The sequence below is a fragment of the Pseudoalteromonas sp. MelDa3 genome (assembly GCF_002863625.1).
In the GTDB taxonomy this organism is placed as follows: domain Bacteria; phylum Pseudomonadota; class Gammaproteobacteria; order Enterobacterales; family Alteromonadaceae; genus Pseudoalteromonas; species Pseudoalteromonas arctica.
Window position 1 is genome coordinate 1 of record NZ_PJBR01000038.1, and the last position, 20,715, is coordinate 20,715.

The 20,715-nt window shown below is 40.2% G+C and carries 18 protein-coding genes; 8 read left to right on the forward strand and 10 right to left on the reverse strand.

Translation table 11 applies throughout. The annotated features are described in order from the left end of the window. Positions 1 to 131 precede the first annotated feature (131 nt). Positions 132 to 959 carry a metal-binding protein gene (locus CXF89_RS09540; protein ID WP_121954464.1) on the forward strand — a complete coding sequence of 276 codons (828 nt, stop codon included), beginning with the start codon at positions 132 to 134 and terminating at the stop codon, positions 957 to 959. A gap of 167 nt (positions 960 to 1,126) precedes the next feature. Here the strand turns inward: CXF89_RS09540 and CXF89_RS09545 are convergent, their stop codons facing one another. Next, a complete protein-coding gene (locus tag CXF89_RS09545) occupies positions 1,127 to 2,254 on the reverse strand; it encodes a zinc-binding dehydrogenase (RefSeq protein WP_121954465.1) in 1,128 nt (375 codons plus the stop codon). 107 nt (positions 2,255 to 2,361) lie between these two features. Then, positions 2,362 to 3,039 (reverse strand): glutathione S-transferase family protein, encoded by a 678-nt coding sequence (locus tag CXF89_RS09550; RefSeq protein ID WP_121954466.1) that lies wholly within the window; start codon positions 3,037 to 3,039, stop codon positions 2,362 to 2,364. A gap of 173 nt (positions 3,040 to 3,212) precedes the next feature. On the opposite strand from CXF89_RS09550, the gene CXF89_RS09555 reads away from it, so the two are divergent. From CXF89_RS09555 to CXF89_RS09575, 4 genes are all read left to right on the forward strand, one after another. Further along, positions 3,213 to 4,139, forward strand: a complete 927-nt coding sequence (locus CXF89_RS09555) for a LysR family transcriptional regulator (protein ID WP_121954467.1) — start codon at positions 3,213 to 3,215, stop codon at positions 4,137 to 4,139. 120 nt (positions 4,140 to 4,259) lie between these two features. Beyond that, entirely contained in the window at positions 4,260 to 6,227 is a 1,968-nt protein-coding gene (locus tag CXF89_RS09560) for a hypothetical protein (protein ID WP_121954468.1), read from the forward strand. Positions 6,228 to 6,334: 107 nt separating this feature from the next. Next, positions 6,335 to 6,793 (forward strand): TlpA family protein disulfide reductase, encoded by a 459-nt coding sequence (locus tag CXF89_RS09565; RefSeq protein ID WP_121954469.1) that lies wholly within the window; start codon positions 6,335 to 6,337, stop codon positions 6,791 to 6,793. A 453-nt stretch (positions 6,794 to 7,246) separates the two neighbouring features. Continuing rightward, positions 7,247 to 7,693, forward strand: coding sequence for a hypothetical protein (locus CXF89_RS09575; RefSeq protein ID WP_257983196.1), 447 nt, complete (start codon positions 7,247 to 7,249; stop codon positions 7,691 to 7,693). A 123-nt stretch (positions 7,694 to 7,816) separates the two neighbouring features. Here the strand turns inward: CXF89_RS09575 and CXF89_RS09580 are convergent, their stop codons facing one another. Continuing rightward, complete coding sequence (locus CXF89_RS09580) at positions 7,817 to 8,695, reverse strand: LysR family transcriptional regulator (protein ID WP_121954471.1); 879 nt, start codon at positions 8,693 to 8,695, stop codon at positions 7,817 to 7,819. A gap of 121 nt (positions 8,696 to 8,816) precedes the next feature. Between CXF89_RS09580 and CXF89_RS09585 the strand changes: the two genes are divergently transcribed. Continuing rightward, positions 8,817 to 9,896 (forward strand): YeiH family protein, encoded by a 1,080-nt coding sequence (locus CXF89_RS09585; RefSeq protein ID WP_121954472.1) that lies wholly within the window; start codon positions 8,817 to 8,819, stop codon positions 9,894 to 9,896. Positions 9,897 to 9,925: 29 nt separating this feature from the next. Here CXF89_RS09585 and CXF89_RS09590 read toward each other — a convergent pair whose 3' ends face one another. Then, a complete protein-coding gene (locus tag CXF89_RS09590) occupies positions 9,926 to 11,245 on the reverse strand; it encodes a DASH family cryptochrome (RefSeq protein WP_121954473.1) in 1,320 nt (439 codons plus the stop codon). 131 nt (positions 11,246 to 11,376) lie between these two features. Continuing rightward, positions 11,377 to 13,104: a DUF885 domain-containing protein gene (locus CXF89_RS09595; protein ID WP_121954474.1), complete on the reverse strand. Its 1,728-nt coding sequence runs from the start codon at positions 13,102 to 13,104 to the stop codon at positions 11,377 to 11,379. 228 nt (positions 13,105 to 13,332) lie between these two features. Between CXF89_RS09595 and CXF89_RS09600 the strand changes: the two genes are divergently transcribed. Together CXF89_RS09600 and CXF89_RS09605 are read left to right on the forward strand one after the other, a co-directional pair. Further along, positions 13,333 to 13,920 carry a DUF4202 domain-containing protein gene (locus CXF89_RS09600; RefSeq protein ID WP_121954475.1) on the forward strand — a complete coding sequence of 196 codons (588 nt, stop codon included), beginning with the start codon at positions 13,333 to 13,335 and terminating at the stop codon, positions 13,918 to 13,920. Positions 13,921 to 13,961: 41 nt separating this feature from the next. After that, on the forward strand, positions 13,962 to 14,465 hold the full coding sequence (locus CXF89_RS09605; protein ID WP_121954476.1) for a TFIIB-type zinc ribbon-containing protein: 504 nt from the start codon (positions 13,962 to 13,964) through the stop codon (positions 14,463 to 14,465). Positions 14,466 to 14,545: 80 nt separating this feature from the next. Here the strand turns inward: CXF89_RS09605 and der are convergent, their stop codons facing one another. The 5 genes from der to ispG all read right to left on the reverse strand — a co-directional run bounded on the left by der (position 14,546) and on the right by ispG (position 20,713). Next, positions 14,546 to 16,012 carry a ribosome biogenesis GTPase Der gene (gene der / locus CXF89_RS09610; RefSeq protein ID WP_024592997.1) on the reverse strand — a complete coding sequence of 489 codons (1,467 nt, stop codon included), beginning with the start codon at positions 16,010 to 16,012 and terminating at the stop codon, positions 14,546 to 14,548. Positions 16,013 to 16,086: 74 nt separating this feature from the next. Continuing rightward, the gene (gene bamB, locus CXF89_RS09615; RefSeq protein ID WP_007583433.1) at positions 16,087 to 17,265 is read right to left on the reverse strand and encodes an outer membrane protein assembly factor BamB; all 1,179 of its coding nucleotides are present in this window, start codon (positions 17,263 to 17,265) and stop codon (positions 16,087 to 16,089) included. A 10-nt stretch (positions 17,266 to 17,275) separates the two neighbouring features. Further along, positions 17,276 to 17,896: a YfgM family protein gene (locus tag CXF89_RS09620; protein WP_007583431.1), complete on the reverse strand. Its 621-nt coding sequence runs from the start codon at positions 17,894 to 17,896 to the stop codon at positions 17,276 to 17,278. A gap of 19 nt (positions 17,897 to 17,915) precedes the next feature. Then, positions 17,916 to 19,196, reverse strand: coding sequence for a histidine--tRNA ligase (gene hisS, locus CXF89_RS09625; RefSeq protein WP_007583429.1), 1,281 nt, complete (start codon positions 19,194 to 19,196; stop codon positions 17,916 to 17,918). A 398-nt stretch (positions 19,197 to 19,594) separates the two neighbouring features. Then, complete coding sequence (gene ispG / locus CXF89_RS09635; RefSeq protein WP_007583427.1) at positions 19,595 to 20,713, reverse strand: flavodoxin-dependent (E)-4-hydroxy-3-methylbut-2-enyl-diphosphate synthase; 1,119 nt, start codon at positions 20,711 to 20,713, stop codon at positions 19,595 to 19,597. Positions 20,714 to 20,715 lie beyond the last annotated feature (2 nt).

A 20,715-nucleotide genomic window follows, 5' to 3' on the forward strand; every position in this document is an offset into this window, starting at 1 on the left:
AAGAGGATCTTTTGTTCTTTCTCACCCAATTTTTAAAGAGGTAATTAAAAAACTTAGTATTAGCGATCTTTTACATAATTTGTTAAAACAAACCCAAGAAACTATTAACTAATTCCACAAGGACGTTATATATGGGAAATTATAGCAAGGGCATATCAAAACGATTTGAGAATACTAAAATTCAAGCTGGATTTTGCTTGATTTGCGGTATTTATGGCCGACTTTCTCAGGACCACGTACCTCCAAAAGGTGCGATAACAATAACTAAGGTGGAGCAGCGCCACATCACAGAGTTGATGGAGGTTGAAGCGTCAATAGTTAAAGGCGTACCTTCACCAAACGGTAGTAAGTTCAAAACTATTTGTCATAACTGTAATAATACGCATCTAGGTGGTAACGATGGTGAAGTTGCTAGAGTCTGTAAATCTTTAACGTTGCAAATAAAAGATTATTTCTTTCATAGTGGAAGCCCATACACACTTATCAATACAAACATTGATGCTAAAAAGTTTTCAAGGGCAATGATCGGTCATGTTCTGGCCGCAACTTCGGTTAAAGAATGTAAAGATGAGCCACAGTACTCGCCTTATTTTCAGCCATTAAAAAATTTTGTTCTTGGTGAAGATAGCGCTATTGATGATACTCACGATATATATTATTGGTATTACCCTTATAATAAACATTTAAGCGCGAAGTGTGTTGGATTTTATAACAATGGAAGTATTTCTACTGTCAGTTTATTAAGCTTTTTTCCAATCGCATTTATGGTAACTAAGAAAAATGAAGGCATATATCCAGCTCATGCACGGAAACTAATGTTAACTGATAGGAAAATATGTCTAGATTTAAACTCAAGGGGTTACGAGTTTGCAGAATTCCCATTTCATGGACTAAAGGGTAACCAAATGATGGTATTAGCCGACTATCAAACAATAGTTAGTTACCCAATTGGGCAGTAATCGTCAGTAAGATCTTCATTACTCAATATTGATAGCGAATGAAAGGCAGTCAATACAGCTATCTTAAATCTTGGGCTTTAAGTAGCTAAAAAGTAGGTTTTTTTATTACGAAAAAAGCAGATACCTAATTAGCATCTGCTTTTTAATTTTTAACGAAGAATATTTAATTAAGCTTGAGGTTTAATTAAGTACTTCTCGCCTGTAGCTTGTTTAGAATAAGCGGCAATTGATTGTAAATGTAATACCTCAGCTAATGACACTTCGTGCGTGTAGTTGCTCGCAAAAGTAGTAGTGATTTCATTAGCAACGCGTTTACGCATTTTCATTACTGTATCTGTGCCTAATTTACCTAAAGCATTAAATAACAAGAACCCGTTTACAGCCCAAGCAAAGCCAAAGTTACGATTAAGTGTAATAGGGCCTCGATCTAGCGCGCCATAAATATACACTTGTTTAAATGTGTCAGAGCCATAAATCGTGTGCTCTTTCATATCGCGCGCAGCTGCAACTTCCATGCAGTTAAGTATGTCACTTGTTAGCTGGCCGCCACCAATAGGATCAAACGCGATAGTTGCACCGGTTTCGATTATTGCAGCTGTTAGGTCAGCAAGAAAAGTGTCGCTGCTTGAGTTAACAACGTATTTAGCACCCATATCGCGCAGTAACTTTTCTTGTTCTGGTTTGCGAACAATATTAATTAAATCAACACCATCGGCAATACAAATACGGTTTAGCATTTGGCCAAGGTTAGAAGCCGCTGCGGCGTGAATAATAGCTTTATGGCCTTCAGCGCGCATGGTTTCAACCATGGCGAGTGCAGTAAGTGGGTTTACAAAAGACGATGCACCTTCTTTTGCGGTAGTCCCTTCTTTTAACTCTAGGCAACTTTGTACATTGGCACATATAAATTGACGATACGTACCGCCACCAATAACAGCCACTGTTTTTCCCATTAATGCTTGTGCGGCTGGCGATGAGCCTGCTGCCACTACGGTGCCCGCGCCTTCATTACCTACTGGTGTTGCTTTACCTACACGGGTTTTAAGTGATGGCATAAATTGAGCTGGAACATCGGCAGTAATTACTGGGTCTTCATCAATACCCGATTGCTTTGCAGTAGACATATCAGCTGCGCTGAATAAAACGCCTAAGTCTGATGGGTTTAATGGTGCAGCTTCAATGCGAATAACCACTTCATCGGCATTTGGCTTTGGCATCTCGATGTTTTTTAAGGCAAGTGTTAGTTTATTGTCTTCGCTGATAGTTGAAGTCAGTTGGATATTTTTATCTGTCATAAGTGTCTCCTGCAAAGAATTAAATTTGTTAAGCCAATCACATTATTGTATTGGCGATACGGTGTTAGTAATTAAAATTTAGAGTAGATTGCTTTTATAGCTACGCGTTATTTAGCGTTTGCTGCTTGAATTTGCGCTTTCACTTTTTGCATAAATTCAGCCATATTCGCTTGGCGATCGGCCTCTATGCTTTGGGCAATGGCTAATTGGCTCATTGATTCGTTCCACTTTTTCATGCCGGGAACTTGTGCTAATACATCCCAATCAAGCTGGCTTGAGCCAAAGGCGCTAACTATGGTGTTTACGTAATAAACGTAAATGTCTGCCATTGTAAATTGCTCGCCTGCAATCCACGGCGAAAACTTACACACGCTACTTAAAGCGGTTACGCCACGCGTTAATACTTGGCGTACTTCGGCTTTAGTTGTTTCAGGTACTTCAGCGCCTGAAAATACATAAGGGATGAACCGTCTGCTTGGCAGTTCAAAATAAAGCTCTGCCATTTTCATAATTTGACGTACAACTGCGCGCTCACCTGCATCTTCAGGATATAGCGGGGTTTGTGGGTACGACTCTTCTATAAAGTCGCAAATAACACTCGACTCTGAAATATTAAGCCCGTTAGCTGTTGTGATTGCAGGCACTTTGCCTGCAGGGCTGATTGCTAGTAACTCTTCACTACCGCCGTAAACAAGGTGTTCTTTAAATGGCAGTTGTTTGTGTAAAAGTACATGTTTAACTAGGTTGTAATAGTTGCTAGCAGCAAAACCGTGCAAAGTAATCATAAGTCAGCTTTCCATCATTAACGTGAAGATACTCATTGCCAAAAATGCAATTTAAGTCCCTGTCTTTAGGTTGAGTACATTATTACTTGTTTTAATTTGCTTATATATAGGGGAAAATGCGAATCACTTTTGTCTTTAAGACAATAAAGCATTTTATTTAATGGAGAGGCAACTTGGATCAACTAAAAGCCATACGGTATTTTATTAAGGTGGTTGAAACGGGCAGTTTTACCAAAGCCGCAAAAGCATTTGATGTGCCGCCCTCGTCGTTGTCACGGCGAGTTGCTGATTTAGAAAAAAGCCTAGGGGCGACGCTTTTAAAGCGTTCGACTCGCATAGTTAAATTGACCGAAGTTGGGCAAATTTACTATAACGATGTTCAGCAAATATTAAATCAGCTAGAGCAAAGCCACGAAACAGTGCGCAGTTATCAAACAACACCAATGGGGCGATTATGTATAAGCTCAATGGTGAGTTTTGGTGATAAAATATTACTGCCTCTGCTTGATGAATTTAGCGCGCTATACCCCGAAATTATATTAGATGTTAGCTTAAGTGATGAGCTGTCTACACTTGGGCGTGACGATGTAGATATTGCTATTCGTGGTGGTTATGCGCCAAATGAACGCGTGCTAGCAATAAAACTAATGGATAATGGCTTTATTCCTGTCGCGTCACCCTGCTATTTACAAAAATACGGCGTGCCTACTAATGTTATGGAATTAAAGGACCACAGTGGCCTTTATTTTAAAACGCCAGCGGGGCCAACGCCGTGGTTATGTAAAGTAGATGAGCAATGGCACGACGTTTCTGGGCCTGCGGTCGCTATTTCAAATAACGGTTCGTGGCTGGCTAAAAAAGCGTGTAATGGTGAGGGCATTTTAATGTCTACTCGGTGGGCGCTCGACTCATACCTTGAGTCTGGCCAGTTGCAAGAGCTTAAGTTTGAGCATGAATTAGCGATAAGCCAAAATGCGACTATGGCAGTTTATTTGTTGTATCAAAAGCAGCGCTATTTAGTACCAAAGGTAAAAGCGGCGGTCGACTTTTTAGTAAAAAGAATAAAAGAAACAGATGAAGATAGTAAGCGAATAAAATAGGCCTTAAGAGTTAGGCCTATTGTTTGTATAAATAATAGGTAAAAAATATCTCCTTAAGCTAAAGCTTTTAACTAAGCGCCCGATACATTACTTAATAGGGTTTAGAGATTAAGGATAATCATGGTTAATAATGCACTTGGCAGCCAGTCTAATTTAAGCACTTTACTTGCCCAATCAGTTAATAACGCTAACCAAACCTCTGTGAGTCCTTCGCTGCTAACCGGTAGCGACCTTCAAGCTATTAATGATTTACAAACTAACGCCCCCAAAATATCCGATGAATTATTAAGCCAGCTAAATAACGAAGCTATTGACGAAGCACTAGTTAGCAATCAAAAAGTAGGGGATATTTTACAACAGCAACTTACCTCGCTATTTACTATTTCAAGTACGCCTAGCACGCTTAACTATAAACTCTCCGATGAAGAACTCGCCCTGCGCACCGTAATAAGCTCTCAGCATGAGGGGTTATTAAAAAACGAAAACAGTACCCAATTAATTGAGCGATTAAATACGTCGGTTAAAAATATTCAGGGTGCTTATGCTAATACCAGCGATATTTTATCGAGTTTAGGTCAGCTTGGGCATGAGCAAAAAACGTTTTTAGCCTCAAGTCAGCAACGTGTTGAGCGCTCACTTAATCCCTACATGGAAAGCCTCAATCGCGCAAAATACGAGGATGACGATAACTACCTGTTTGAGCTCTCGGTAAAAACTAAAGAAGGTGATGTTATAAACATTACCTTTAACTCATCGCAAGGGTACGATGAAAACACAGGCGAAGCCGTTGATGGCTTTAGTTTAAGTTACGAAGTAAATGGCGATTTATCTGAGGCTGAGCATAAAGCACTTACGCAGGTGCTCAGTGGTGTTGGCGAAATGGCCGATGAATTTTTTAAAGTGAGTGAAAACTCATTTAATCCTCTTATAGTGCCAAACCAAACAGACATGAGTTTAGATTTTTTAGCAGGGTTTAATAGTGAGCAGCTAACAGGCTTTGATGTGTCGTTTTCAACAACGCAAAATAAAGATCTTGATTCGAAAGAGAACACGCTTGATTTAAGTTACTCCATTGATGAAGCATCAAACCAGCAAGCACTTGTGTTTAAAGCCGCAGGTGGGCAAAACGACATTGATTTTGCACTTGATATGTCAACCATTGGCGCTAAAGACACGCAGCAAATGCAGCAGTATTTAGCGTCGCTCGATCAAAGCTTAGAAGATAGCCGAGTAAACAGTACCAAAGACGATAAAGAGTCGGCATTTGGGCGAAAAGGCGACGAAGCAATGCTGCAGGGCTTTGCATTATTTAAAGGCGCTTTTGCGAGTATGTCGTCGGCGGCTGAGCATTATAGCAATTTGGAGTCGCTTGCAGATCAGCACTTTAATGACGGGCGCGCTATGGTAGCCGATTTAGTTGATAACATGGTCGCAAACGATAGCCGTTACCAAGGGCTAGGTAATAAAGCGCCGAATACATTAGGAGCGGGGATTTCTAAGCTCGCTGATTTTGATGCTACATTTTCTTATGCGCTGGATAACGGCGACTATCAGCCTAAAAGTACCATTGAGCTAAGCCAAGCGACTGATCAAATCCAATTAGGGGATCTTAGCGGTGTAACGCAAAGTAAAAATGTAAGTAGCCATTTTGATTATCAATACAGTCGCCCTGATTACTACAACAAAGAAGAGAGTTATAACGTAGGGTCTGCGGTTAAAAATAAAGAACTTGTGGGGCTCGATCAGTCTCACGAGGTTGATGTTGATACAAAAATGTATGCGTTTAACCCGCAAACTAACCAATATGAGCTGCAAATGGCGATGCAAGAGCAAACAGTTAGTAAAAGCGACATTCGCTTAATTGACGATATTTGGCTTGAAGAAAACGAAAACAGCTACTCAATGCATAAAAAAGAGCGCGATGAGAGTGATGACAAGCAAGATGATTTTATAGAAACAAACCGTCACTCACACACCAAGCTTGTTACCTTAATTGGTGACTTAGATAAGTTAGCCGAGAATAAAGACGTAAGGAGAGAATATTTAACTAACTTATCGCAAGTTAATTTTTTTATGGATAAAAAGTAACGCTTTAGAGCTGTTCACTCCACACTCAATATTGGGTATAGTCGTTAAATGCTTTATTTAATACCTAACTTTAATACCTAATTTAATATCTAATTAAGAGCAACCTTATGTTTAAACAATTAATTTTATTGTGTGCTTTAAGTATGCCGTTAATAAGCTGTGCTGCTGACGCACCATTTTCGGGCGGAATTACCACTGATGTACTGCTAAGCGACTACGACAAGTTTAACGAGCAATACAAAGCATTTACGCCAACAGCACAGGACATTGCATTAATGCAAAAGCTAGAAGGTAAAGAGCTAATTGTATTATTTGGCACATGGTGCCACGACAGTGAGCGCGAAGTGCCGCGTTTAATTAAGTTACTAGATGAATCAAAAGTACAACTTGCAAGCATTGAATATGTGGCCGTAGGTTACAACAAGCAAGACGATGCAGGTATTGCACAGGCTAACGACTTGCAATACACCCCTACGTTTATTGTTAAGCAAAATGGTAAAGAGTCAGTACGCGTAATTGAAAAGCCAACGGGTACATTGGCACAAGATTTAACTAAGGGTTTGTAAGGTCTATTCTTATGTTATGGCAATTCAATTAAAAGGATGTATAAAGCTTGGCATTCTTTGATTTGTTGCTAATTATAGCCTGTCATTTAACGTCAATTAGGTAAGCGTTATGTGAGCATCATCCCGCGATTTTATTTATAATTAATATGGATATTTATGAAGTGCAAAAAGTGTAAATCAGGAATTACCTCCCCAATAGTTAAAACGACAAATCTTAACGGGACTTCAATCGCGTCATCATCTTGCCCAGTGTGCGGTGAAAATTTAGATGGTTCAAAAAGATATTGGGTTTTATTAATTATTTTACTTATCGGCATTGGTGTAGCATCAAGGTATTTTTCTTAACCTTAGTTATATTATCCACACATGTGAATGAGCAAGACTTTAGTTTTGATTATTAGTCTTTTATTTTATCCGACTGATTTAGTCTTTTACTTAAAAGTTATGTGACTTATGAAATTAATGCGATCTGAAAAAGTTCAATTGTGGTTTTTGACAAATGCCAACAAATTGTTTGTAGCTGCAGCTGCTTTTGGCGTTATTTTTGTCTTGATTTGGGGGGATGCTTCTCAATGGGAATACGAAGAAGATAAAAATCACTACAGCGCTTTTTTTTCATCTATTGATAGCCGAATTAGTTTTGTAAACTATGGCTATTCAGGTACCAGTTTAAGAGTTGTTTTGAATTTTGATGCCGAAGGGCTTATTCCGGATGACATTAAAAGCATAACTCCAAAGTATAAATATTTAATTCTTGAACGCATTTGCAATGATTTAGAAAGTTTGGAACTTTTAGAAAGCGGCTACTATTTTGATGTGGATTTAAGGGATATCAGTTCTGAACACATGTTTAAAAATTATTTTAATTTAATAGTGAAGCATGAAAGGTGTATCACGTAACACAAGTGAATTTTAACTTAGCTAATAGGCATCAGAAAGACTAAAGGGCTCAAATTTTGACTTCATATATTAAACTTTATCTAAATTTGCTACTGGTGCCTTACTACTTACAGATTGTGAGCATTATTCACTAAACAGGCTTTTTTCGAACGCTTGTGCAGCGTGTGAAGACGGTCTGTCTTTATAATGCAGTTGATAAAGTGGCCGAGAGAGTTGCTCGTTATTTTTTTGACTCAGGCGTGTTAATTTACCAAGCTGCACCAAATCCTCAGTAACTACATTTGGCAATAAAGCGACCCCCATACCTTGAGCGACGGCCCTTGCTATGGCTTCGTTGCTGCCTAATTGCATACTTTGCTCTGTTTGTACGCCATGCTCTGCTAATAACTTTACCGACATTTCTAAAGTGCCAGAGCCCGGCTCGCGCAGTAGCCAAAACTGCTCGTTTAACCATGGTTTTAAGTCTTTCGTGGGCTTAAAGTTACTGGGTATAACTACACTCATTAAATCGTTTTGCCAGTGCTTACTTATAATATGTGGCTCGGTTGGTGTGCCTTCAACCAGTGCTAAATCGATAGTGCATTCAAGTAGGGCGTGCTCAATTTGCGCGGTATTAGCAACTTGTACTTCTACTTTTATATGGGGGTATTGTGCGCAAAAATTGGCTAAATAGGGCGGTAGCCAATAGCTGGCAATGGTTGTACTGGTGCCTATAACGAGTGTGCCGCGCTTAAGCCCTGTGCGTGATTTAATATCTTCAATGGCTGCCTTTTCAATAGCAAAAATACTACGAGCATGTTCAAAAAGTGCTTGTCCGCCTTCACTTAAGGTGAGTTTTTTACCCTTAGATGCACGCTCAATAAGTTGTATATTTAGCTGATACTCAAGCTCTTTTAAAGCTTTAGACACAGCTGGTTGGCTTATAAAAAGCGCCTCAGCTGCTGCTGAAAAACTGCCTAATTTAGCAACCGTATAAAACACCCGAAGTGCATGCAAGTTCATTGTGCCTCTCAAATCACATAACCTTAAGTTATCGAATCATGATTTTAATGTATTGGAGTTATATTTTGCGCTTTCTTAAAATGAAGTCAATTAATCACGATGACTTTATTAAGGGATGACTATGCTTAGTGCAATTAAAGATATGCCACAGCTTTTTAGTATTAATACTAAGCAGTATACCAACTCGCGTTGGTGGCTAGGAATGCTATTGGTTATTGTTTTAGCGTGTGTTGCTGTTGCCATGAGTAAGTTACCGGTAATGCAAAGTGCCCAGTTTAGTTCCTTAACTATTGGTATTGTGCTTGGCATTATTGTAGGTAACAGTGTTTTTTCGCGCATTGCGACTCATACAGATGTGGGTGTTGATTACGCTAAGAGTATTTTACTCAAAGCGGGTATTATTTTATTTGGTTTTAGAATTACCTTTGCACAGGTAGCTGGCGTTGGCTGGCATGGCTTACTAACCGATATTGTTATGCTCAGTGGTACGTTTATATTAGCAATACAGCTTGGCAAACGAGTATTTAAGCTTGATGAGCAAACAGTAATATTAATTGGCGCAGGTAGCTCTATTTGTGGCGCAGCAGCTGTAATGGCAACCGAGCCTGTAATAAAAGCGCAAGCGCATAAAGTATCGGTAGCGGTAGCAACGGTGGTGGTATTTGGTACGTTGAGTATGTTTGCCTACCCAATCATGTTTGAGTATATGGGGCTGAGTGAGCACGCATATGGTATTTTTGTAGGTTCAACTATTCACGAGGTAGCGCAAGTTGTTGCGGCGGGTACAGCCGTAAGCGCCAATGCTGCTGATACCGCCGTTATAGAAAAAATGCTACGCGTTATGATGCTTGCGCCATTTTTAGTGGGTTTATCATTTTGGCAAAATAAAAAGGCGAGTAAACAAAGCACACTAAATCACGGGACTCACAAAGGCGGCGTTACCATTCCTTGGTTTGCTGTATTGTTTATTGTGGCAAGTGGTATTTACTCGCTTGCTATTATTCCTAAAGCGACCACCGACGTAATAGTACAGTTCGACAATATACTACTTACAATTGCCATGGTGGCTCTAGGATTACGCACCCATATTGGAGCAATTCGCCAAGCGGGTATTAAACCGTTGTTACTGGCGCTGTGTTTATTTTTGTTTTTAACGTTAGGCGGCTTTGCCATTAATATAGGTATTGCTGAGCTGTTTTAAACGTTACTTGGTAAAAGTTGATTGGCGGCTTAAATCGGCCAATCAACTTCGTTTAAAGTATCCAGCTGTTTGCTGGTGTTTTCATTGCCTTGCCATTTATTAGTGTAAAAAGCGTGCGGGTCAAACTGTAACGTTTGTTTTTCAATATTGAAGTGCCTACCACCACGCGGATCTACGCCTACACCTGCTATATATTGCCAATTACCCCAATTAGCGGCTACATCGTAATCAATAAGTTGTTGTTCAAAATAAGCCGCGCCGTAGCGCCAATCAAGACCAAGTTCGTTAACTAAGCAGCTTGCGGCAATTTGCCTTGATCTATTTGATATATAACCGGTCGCATTAAGCTCGTTCATAATGGCATTGACTAATGGGTAGGGTGTTGAGCCATTACACCAGGCAACAAAGCGGTTTGGCATAAATGTAGTAAGGGGTTTTGTTTGCTTTTGGCCTTTAAAGCTAAACAGGCTTTTACCTGCCTTAAGTGCATGCCATTTAAAATATTCTCGCCATAGTAATTCAAACTTAATCCAGTAGGTTGACTCGTTTGTTATTCGGTTATGTTCGTACGCCTCAACTGCTTTATAAACTTGCCGCGCACTTACACAACCAAAGGCAAGCCAGGTACTGAACTTTGTGGTGTTATTAAAGCCATCAAGCTCGTTTCGAGTTATTTTATAAGTACTTGGTAGCAAGCCTGAAAAGTATTGCTTTAAATGTGTTTGCGCACTTTTAAGCCCGCCATGCATTACTGCGTTGTTATTATTAGTATGCTTATTAAGCTCAATTGGGTTTGCAGCACATAATGTTATAGGCTGGGGAAGTAAACCTTTAGGCAGAGTTGAGGTTGTTATAGGTATGTTCATCGCCTCTACCTTTTTTCTAAATGGGGTAAAGCTTTTAGGCAGCTCGTCTAAATCAAAAGGGAGGTCGCTTTGTTGAAATAGAGTGTCTTGTTGAGTTGTTTTAAATATGACATGTGGGCAATGTGCTTTTAGTCGCGCGAGTTGGCGCTGCTCATAGGTTCCAACGAGTTCACTGCACACCACTTCGTCAATGTGTTGCTCAGCTATGTGCTGCTTTAAAACACTAACCGGTTCACCCTCAAGTACGTGCAGGGTTTGCCCGCGCTCAATAAGTGCTTGTTGGAGTTCATACAAGCTTTGCATTAAAAACTGATGTTTATGCACACCATATGACTTTTGTTGGTAGTTATTATTTTTAAACCAGTGTGGGTTTATTACAAATACAATATCAAGCGCACATTGCTCAGTAGCAAGTTCACTAAAAATAGCGTTGTCGGTTAGGCGTAAATCGTTTTGTAGCCAATATAAAATGCGTTTGCTCATACTTATGCTCTGGTCTTTGTAATCATTAAGTTTACGAAGCAAAAGCGGGTAGGGATTAGTTTTGAGGTGTTTAATAAGGTTTTAAAAAGGAGCGACAAACTTACCGCCCCTTAGTTTGTAAAAGTATTGTTTTAACTCGCTGATTTTTGTTTTGCTATCCAATCGTTTATTACGTCTTCTAGCACTTCCATAGGCAGTGAACCTTGGCCGATTACGGTGTCGTGAAAGCTGCGTATATCAAACTTAGCACCGAGCTCTTTTTCGGCTTTTGCACGCAGTTCGCGTATTTTTATTTCGCCCATTTTGTAAGAGAGCGCTTGGCCTGGCCATGAAATATAACGATCTATTTGATCCTCGACCGCGCTTTGTGGCAAAGCAGTGTGATCTGCCAAGTAGTCAATTGCCTTTTGGCGGCTCCAGCCAAATGCATGAATACCGGTATCAACAACAAGCCTCACAGCACGCCACATTTCGTAACCTAAACGACCAAAGTCGCTGTATGGGTCTTGATAAAAGCCGGCTTCTTTACCTAAACGTTCGGTGTAAAGTGCCCAACCTTCGCCAAATGCTGAGTGGCTAAGTGTGCGTCTAAACTGGGGTACATCTAACTCCATTGCAATGGCGTTTTGTAAATGATGCCCTGGTATTGCCTCATGTAAGCTAAGTGCTTCTAAATTATATAAAGGCTGTAGCTTAGGTGTTGAGGCTAAAAAGTAAGTGCCAGGGGATCGGTTATCAGCAGGTGGCATATAAAACGCGCCGCGACTCGCTGAGCCTTTTATAGTAAAGGTGTTACGCGGTAAATGATTAAAGTAGGTTGGTAACTTGCCATACATTTTTTGCGTAATAAAGGCTGTTTTTTCAAGTAAGTCTTGCGCGTCTGTTGCGTAAAATTGCTCGTCGGTTGCTAAAAATTCTAAAAACTCAGCATACGTGCCATCAAAACCTACTTTATCAATGATGTTTTGCATTTGCGTTTTTATACGAGCCACTTCTTTTAAGCCAAGTTCGTGTATTTGCTTTGGTGTGGCATTGGTTGTGGTGTAGTAATTAACTGCATATTTGTAATACTCAAGCCCGCCTTTAACGCTTGAAATACCCGGATCTGTTCTACAGTTAGGCATGTAATCGTTTTCAAAAAAGTCGTAAAAGTCTTGATAAGCCGGAACTACTTTTGAGCTAATTAAGGCTTTTGCTTTGTTTTGGTATGTGGCCTTTTGCTCTGCTGTAAATGTATTTGGTATGCGTGTAAAGGGCTCGTATAAGGCGCTGTTTTCAGGTCGCTTAACAATATGAGCGTTAATACTCTGGCTGTAATTTTCAAATGTTTTGCAGTAGTGCGTGTAACCCTTTTCAATACCTTCTTTCATCAAGTTAATGTTTTCTTGATTAAAGCGAGGGTAGTCGGCAAGGCTTACTAAAAATGCGTTGTAATCATCGGTTGTTAAAAATGCCATATTAGCTGGTGCTTCGGCAAAGTAGGTATGCCAGCCACTTAAAAAGTTAACCTGAAAATACTTATCTTGAAAAAGGTAGCTTTGCTGCTCTGTTTCTCGCTCGTATTTAAATAAACGGTAGTTCATTAGCTGCTCGTTGTTGAGCGTTTTTGGGTCAATGCTGGCTAAGCTTTTTAGTACGCTGTTGTTATAAGCTTGGCGCTTTGCAATGGCTTGCTCGCTCCAATTTGGTAAGGTACCGTTGGGTTTCCAACCATCAGGGTCGGTGCGAAAAAAGATTTTTTCGGCTTTTGCATTTTGCCAATGGTTATCAATAATGGTTTTTAAATCTGCATTGCTATCGGCTGCGCTCGGCAGTGATGCTACAGCTAAGCAAATAGCTAAAATTGTTTTTTTAAACATATTATTCTCATTTTTAGCGCGTTAATTTTTATTAGTGTACGCACATTTATCATTTTTGTTTTTAATATAGTACCAAGTTAACTTTATTAATGCGCTTACTTTTATAACCAGTATCAGTTGGTTTTACTTTTTGATTGAACAAATTTCACCGCTGAAGTGAGTGGGGCACTAGTTTATTGTTTTATCTGCGTTTAGAATGATTAAAACTAATTACAATAAAAGACCGTCATGTTTAATAAAGTAATAACGCTGATTGATGAAGCTAATAACCAAGATCCAAATATTGAGCAGCACAATGGAGAATGTTTTCCAAAAGAGTATTTATACTCACAGCGTATGAGCGAAATGCTAACTCGCTTTAAACCTGATGCCGATGCACTCATGCAAATTGCAGTGCGTGCGCAACATATTCAACGTTGGAAGTCGCCACGTAGTGACTTTGAAATGAACAAGCAGGGTTATCATCAATGGCGCAGTGCACTTTATATATTTCATGCGTCACTAGTTGTTGAATTAATGAAACAAGCTGGGTTTAACGATACAGACCAAAACCGTGTTTATAATGCAGTTGCTAAAAAAGATATTAAGCGCAATCCAGATAGCCAATTAGTAGAAGATGTAGCGAGTTTGGTGTTTATTGAACACTACATGCTTGGGTTTGCCAGTGCAAAACCAGATTACAATGAAGAAAAATGGATTGGTATTATTCGCCGTACATGGCAAAAAATGTCAGATGAAGCGCATGAGTTTGTACTTGCAGGTAATATTAAATTGCCAACGCCACTTGTTGGGCTTATTCATAAAGCGCTTGAATAAAGTAGTGTAAGCTAGGTATTAAAATAAAAAGGATTTTTAGAATGTTATGCCCACGTACAAATGCCTCTCTTGAGCCATTATTAATTGGCGGTATTACTGTTTACACTTCAGTGCAAGGCGGCGTATTTTTTGATAACAACCAAATTTTTAAGTTTAGCTCGCCAGCGTTAAAGCATGGTCAGGTATTACTTAAACATTTAAGTAATTATATTGAAGGTGAGGGCGATGTCTCAATGCGAGTAAATTGTCCTAAATGCCCAAGTATTGTGATGATGCGCCGGTATTTTTCACCGCTTAAAGTGGTTGAAATAGACGAATGCCCAGGTTGTGCAGGCATATGGCTTGATAGCGGTGAACTGGCAAAAATACACGAAAACCATTTAACACCTAAAGAGCGAAAGCTATTAGCTCATGAAATGGCCACCAATCATGGCTTTATAACTATTAAATCACCTACTTCTAGGTTTACGCCAACTAATAAAAATAAAAGTGCACATGAAACCACCGTTGAGAACTTGGTGCGCTTAGCTTTACTTGGTTTGTAACTCTTAATAACATATTAAAAAAAAAACGGCGTACTAAAAAGTACGCCGTTTTTATTGTAATAAACTAACTCTTGAAAAGTTTATTTATTACGGTTTTCTTTAGCAAATGCACGTATTTTACGCTTTTGCGACAGTGTTACTTTATTAACACGACCAGCAAATGGGTTTTCACCTTCTCTAAATTCGATTTTGATAGGTGTGCCCATAATTTTAAGCGCTTTACGGTAGTAGTTCATCAGGTAGCGTTTATAACTATCTGGTAAATCTTTAACTTGGTTACCGTGAATAACAATACGTGGTGGGTTATAACCACCGGCATGCGCATATTTGAGCTTAACACGACGACCACGAACAAGTGGCGGCTGGTGATCGGCTTGAGCCATGTCCATAATACGACGTAACATTGCAGTACTTATACGTTTAGTCGCTGATTCATACGCTTCGTCAACAGACTCGAATAAATGACCAACACCTGTACCGTGTAGTGCAGATATAAAGTGTAGGCGTGCAAAGTCAATAAAGCCTAAACGGCGATCGAGCTCTGATTTAATACGATCTTTAACGTAATCGTCTAAGCCATCCCATTTGTTCACTGCAATTACCAATGAACGACCTGAGTTAAGAGCAAAGCCTAATAAGCTTAAATCTTGATCTGAAATACCATCGCGAGCATCAACAATCAATAACACAACGTTACAATCTTCGATTGCTTGAAGCGTTTTAATTACAGAGAACTTTTCAACTACGTCGCTTACTTTTTTACGCTTACGAACACCTGCGGTGTCAATTAACACATACTCTTTTTCATTTCGAGTCATCGGAATGTAGATAGAGTCACGTGTTGTACCTGGCATGTCGTATACAATTACGCGATCTTCACCCAGTATACGGTTTGTAAGCGTTGACTTACCAACGTTAGGACGACCAATAATCGCAAGCTTTACAGGTTTGTCTGCAAATGCCTGGTGATCGGTATCGCTGTCTTCATCTTCTTCGTAAAGATTAATAAGCTCTTCGTCATCGCCTGTTACGTCTTCGTCTTGTGCAGCTAATTCAGCGATAAGCGGCTGAAGTGTTTGCTCAAGTAATAACGTAATACCACGGCCATGCGATGCAGCAATATGATGAATTTCACCTAATGATAATTGGTAAAATTCAGCACAGTTTGAATCTGCATCAATACCATCGGTTTTATTAGCAACAACAAAACACTTTTTATCTTGTTTACGCAAGTGATTAGCAATTGCTTGGTCAGCTACGGTCATACCTACACGAGCATCTACTAAAAACAGAACAATGTCGGCTTCTTCAATAGCTAGCAGAGATTGATCTGCCATTTCGATTTCGATGCCTTCTTCTGAGCCATCAATACCGCCCGTGTCTACCACGATAAATTCATAGCCATCGTAACTAGCTTGGCCATATTTTCTATCTCGTGTTAAACCTGGAAAATCGGCTACGAGTGCATCACGAGTACGTGTTAAACGGTTAAATAATGTGGATTTGCCCACATTGGGTCGCCCAACTAGAGCGATCACGGGAAGCATAAACTACCTCTTTAAAAAACAACAAAAGGCTTCGCAGTGCGAAGCCTTAAAAAAACCATATGACTATTAGTAACTTAGTTTGGTATTTTTACCATACTAACTTCACCATCACGGGTGTATAAAATTAGCTTATCGTCGGCAACAACTGGCTCAACAAAAAAGCCCGAGCTGTCAAAGTCTTCACGAGATACTAGCTCGCCAGTTTCTTTATTTAGCCAATGTAGGTTACCTTCTTGGTCGCCTAAAGCTAAGTGGCTACCTGCAACTGCAGGGCCTGTTAGGTACCAACCGCGTAGAGCGGGTTGGCTCCAACGTTCAATACCTGAATTTTTATCTAATGCGTAAATAACACCATCGCTATCTACTAAATAAATTGTTTGTGCATCCATCGCAATTTCGCGGTAGCTGCTGTACTCGCGTTTCCATACAACATTGCCAGAGCGAATATCTACAGCGGCTAAGTTGCCGTTGTAAGCTATAGCGTAAGCGTATGGACCGCTAATAAGTGGTTGAGTGTCTACGTCAACTAGGCGTTCAAATTCTGATGCGCCTTTAGCAACCGCAATTTCTGCGCTCCATGCTGAGTAACCACTGTCTGAAATTAATACGCTTAGCTTGCCTGTTTCAAGGCCTACTAATACACCACCGTTAGCAACGGTTGGCGAGCTTTGTCCGCGTAATGTTAGTGGTGGAACTTCTTGTTCAAAGCTCCAACGCTCTTCGCCTGTATCTGGGTGAAGGGCTAACAATTTACCAGAGCCTAAATTTACAAATATTAAGCCATCGCCTGCTGTTGGTTTAGACAGAGATTCGCCTGGTACGTTTTTACGCCAAACTTCTTCACCAGTTTCGCGATCAAGAGCAATAATAAAGCCGTGTTCAGAACCAATATAAATTTTACCATAGGCTTGCAAAATACCACCTGATAATTTTGCATTACCGTTGTCAGCCCAAGGCCAAAACGATAAATCTTGGCGTACATCGGTTTCCCATTTTGTATCGCCATTATCAAGCGAAAGCGCTTCTACTTGGCCTTCGCGGCTAGCAACATACACAGTATCTTTGTAAACTGCGGGTGTTAAACGAGAAAAATAATGCTCTACGCCATCACCTACAGATTCTTGCCAAACAACGTCAGTTTCAAATTGGTTTACAATTTCAGGAAGTACTAGTTCATCTTCATCATCACTTGATGAACAACCCATCAATGTTGCCATACATAGGGCAAGGGCTGCTGTTGTAAATTTTTTCATGCCTAAAACCTTATGCCGCTGGGCTAGTTACTGCTAGGTCATCTAACTTAATTTGTAATAGTGGGTTACTTGTTAATCCACCCGCATCTATTGCTGCTTGGTATGCAGTACGTGCTTGATCTTTATTGCCTTGCTCAGTGTAAATGTCGCCTTTAAGCTCGGCCACGTTTGCATTGAACGCTTCAGGTAATGGTGCATTTAATGTCGTTAATGCATCGTCATATTTAGTTTGCGCAATTTGAACACGTGCTAAACGTGTAATCGCAATTGCTTTTAATTCTGTATTTGGCGTATTAGACACAACCCAGCTTAGCTTTTCGCTTGCTACGTCTAGTTTTTTCGCTTCTACTGCGTCTTTTGCAGCAACGAATGCAGCAAGTGTTGCGTAGTTTGTGTCTTTATTTTCGCTAATAAACGCATCAGCTGAAGATAAAACATCATCGCTTTCAACAAGCGCTGTATATGAATCTGATGCTTTTTCAGCGGTAGTAATTTGGTTTTGGTTATATGCTTTCCAGCCATATAAGCCACCTAGGCCAACAAGTATACCTAGCGCAAGTGAAATGCCGTTTTCACGGAAAAAGCGTTTAATGGCTTCTGCTTGTTGTTCTTCTGTTGAATAAATATCCATTCTTACCTCTAATGTTCGCTTAGCCGTTAATAAGCTCAGCTAATAGCGCTTTAGCTTGTTCTAATTCTAATGTGACTTGTTCTTTACGCTCGCGTAAATACTTGATGGTCACAACGCCTTTTTCTAATTCATCTTCACCAATAATCACTGCAACAAGTGCATCGCTTTTATCAGCACGTTTTAATTGTTTTTTAAAGTTGCCGCCGCCCGCATGTACCATAACGCGTAAACCCGGTACGTCTTTACGTAGTTGCGCTGCAATTGCAGGAGCTTGAATGCTTGCTTTGTCGCCCATTGCTGCTAAATATACATCAGCATTACGACGAATGTCACCTACACACTCAAGTGCTTGTAGTAATAATACTAAGCGCTCTAGACCCATTGCAAAACCAACTGCTGGCGTTGCTTTGCCGCCAAGTTGTTCAACTAAGCCATCGTAACGTCCGCCAGCACATACAGTGCCTTGTGCACCTAAACTGTCGGTTACCCATTCAAATACAGTGCGGTTGTAGTAGTCTAAACCACGTACTAACTTTTCATTAACCGTATATGAGACGCCAGCAGCGTCTAAACGTTCACATAAATTTGCAAAATGTTCTTTTGATTCAGCATCTAAATTTTCAGACAATTTAGGCGCATCAGTTAAAATTGCTTGTACGTCTGGATTTTTGCTATCAAGTACGCGTAATGGGTTTGAATACATACGACGTTTTGAGTCTTCATCAAGCACATCAATGTGTTGCTCAAGGTAGGCTACTAACGCATCACGGTAATCTGCACGCGCTTCGTTAGATCCTAGAGAATTTAGCTCTAAACGAACGTGGTCAGTAATACCAAAGGCTTCCCATAGTTGCGCTGTTAATAAAATAACTTCTGCGTCTATATCTGCTGTAGCAATACCAAATGTTTCTAAACCAAATTGGTGAAACTGACGGTAACGACCTTTTTGCGGACGCTCGTGACGAAACATTGGACCCATGTACCAAAGGCGTTGTTCTTGATTATATAGTAAGCCATTTTGGTTGCCAGCACGTACGCATACTGCGGTGCCTTCTGGGCGAAGTGTTAATAAGTCGCCATTGCGATCGGCAAAGGTGTACATTTCTTTTTCTACTATATCGGTAACTTCACCAATAGAGCGTTTAAATAAGTCGGTTGATTCTACAATAGGAAAACGAATTTCTTGATAACCGAACGATGCTACTGTCTCGCGTAAAATGTTTTCTACTTTCTGCCAAACTTGTGTATCGCCCGGCAGACAATCGTTCATACCGCGAACTGCCTGAATTTGTTTTGCCACTGATAAATCCTAAATGCTGTTTTTTTGTGTAATGAAAAATGCTTACACAACAAGAATGCTAAAAATTGACCCGCCATTATATACCCAAACCACCCCAAGATGCGAGTTTCAGTTGGAATTAAAAGCGATTTAGGCAAGGCATTGATTGAAAGTAATAGTGGTTCTATTGTTAAAATCAATAACGCAGTATAAATCGCTTTTAAACCAACCCGTTGGGTGTTTCACAGACACTTACTCTCATCGTTGTTACTTTTTAAAAGGGATTGCCATTCTTGCAAAGTAACGCCTTGATATTAAGAGCCTGTGAAACGCTGAATTCTGTATCTTGGGGTCGTTTGGGTATCCACTAGCTATAAAGGTAAACGCCAAACACCGCTGTTTGGCGCTTTATACGGTATTTATTCGACTATTTTTATGTCAATCGGTGTTTGGCTCTGCTTTTTCTCTATAAAGTCGCGTACATAACCTTCAAGCTGGTCAACAATGTTGTTGTTATCAATGCGCGCTTTTTGGCGTTCGCCATTTATATACAAACCAGAACGACGATTTGCACCGGCAAGCCCTATATCACTCACAAGCGCTTCACCTGGTCCATTTACAACGCAACCAATTACCGAAACTGACATAGGTTCGATAATATCCTCTAAGCGCTCTTCAAGTTGGTTCATGGTGCTTACTACGTCAAACTCTTGGCGTGAGCAGCTAGGGCAGGCAATAAAGTTAATTCCACGCGAACGAATGCGCAATGAATTTAAGATATCAAAGCCGACTTTAATTTCTTGTACCGGGTCGGCAGCAAGTGATACACGCAGAGTATCGCCAATACCTTCGGCAAGAAGCATACCTAAACCTACTGCAGATTTAACAGAGCCTGAGCGCATGCCGCCCGCTTCGGTAATACCTAAATGCAGTGGTTGGTCTATTTCTTTAGCGAGTAAGCGATATGCACCTACAGCTAAAAATACGTCAGACGCTTTTACTGATATTTTAAATTGGTCAAAATCAAGGCGGCGCAATATATCTACATGGCGCATTGCTGATTCTAATAAGGCTTCTGGTGTTGGTTCGCCGTATTTTTCTTGTAAGTCGCGCTCTAGTGAACCGCCATTTACACCAATACGAATAGGAATGTTATGCTCGCGTGCTGAGTCTACTACAGCTCTAATACGCTCTTCACTACCTATATTACCTGGATTTATACGCAGGCAATCAACGCCGTATTTTGCCACTTTTAAGGCTATACGGTAATCAAAGTGAATATCGGCAACTAGCGGAATCGTTACTTGCTCTTTTATACTTTTAAACGCTTCGGCTGCATCCATTGTTGGTACTGATACACGGACTATGTCGGCACCTGCATCTTGTATTGCCTGTATTTGTGCAACAGTTGCATCAACATCCATGGTGTCGGTGTTGGTCATTGATTGCACTGCAATAGGGGCACCATCACCAATAGGGACGTTACCTACATTGATTCGGGTGGATTTTCTGCGTTTAATTGGAGATTCTGAAAACATAG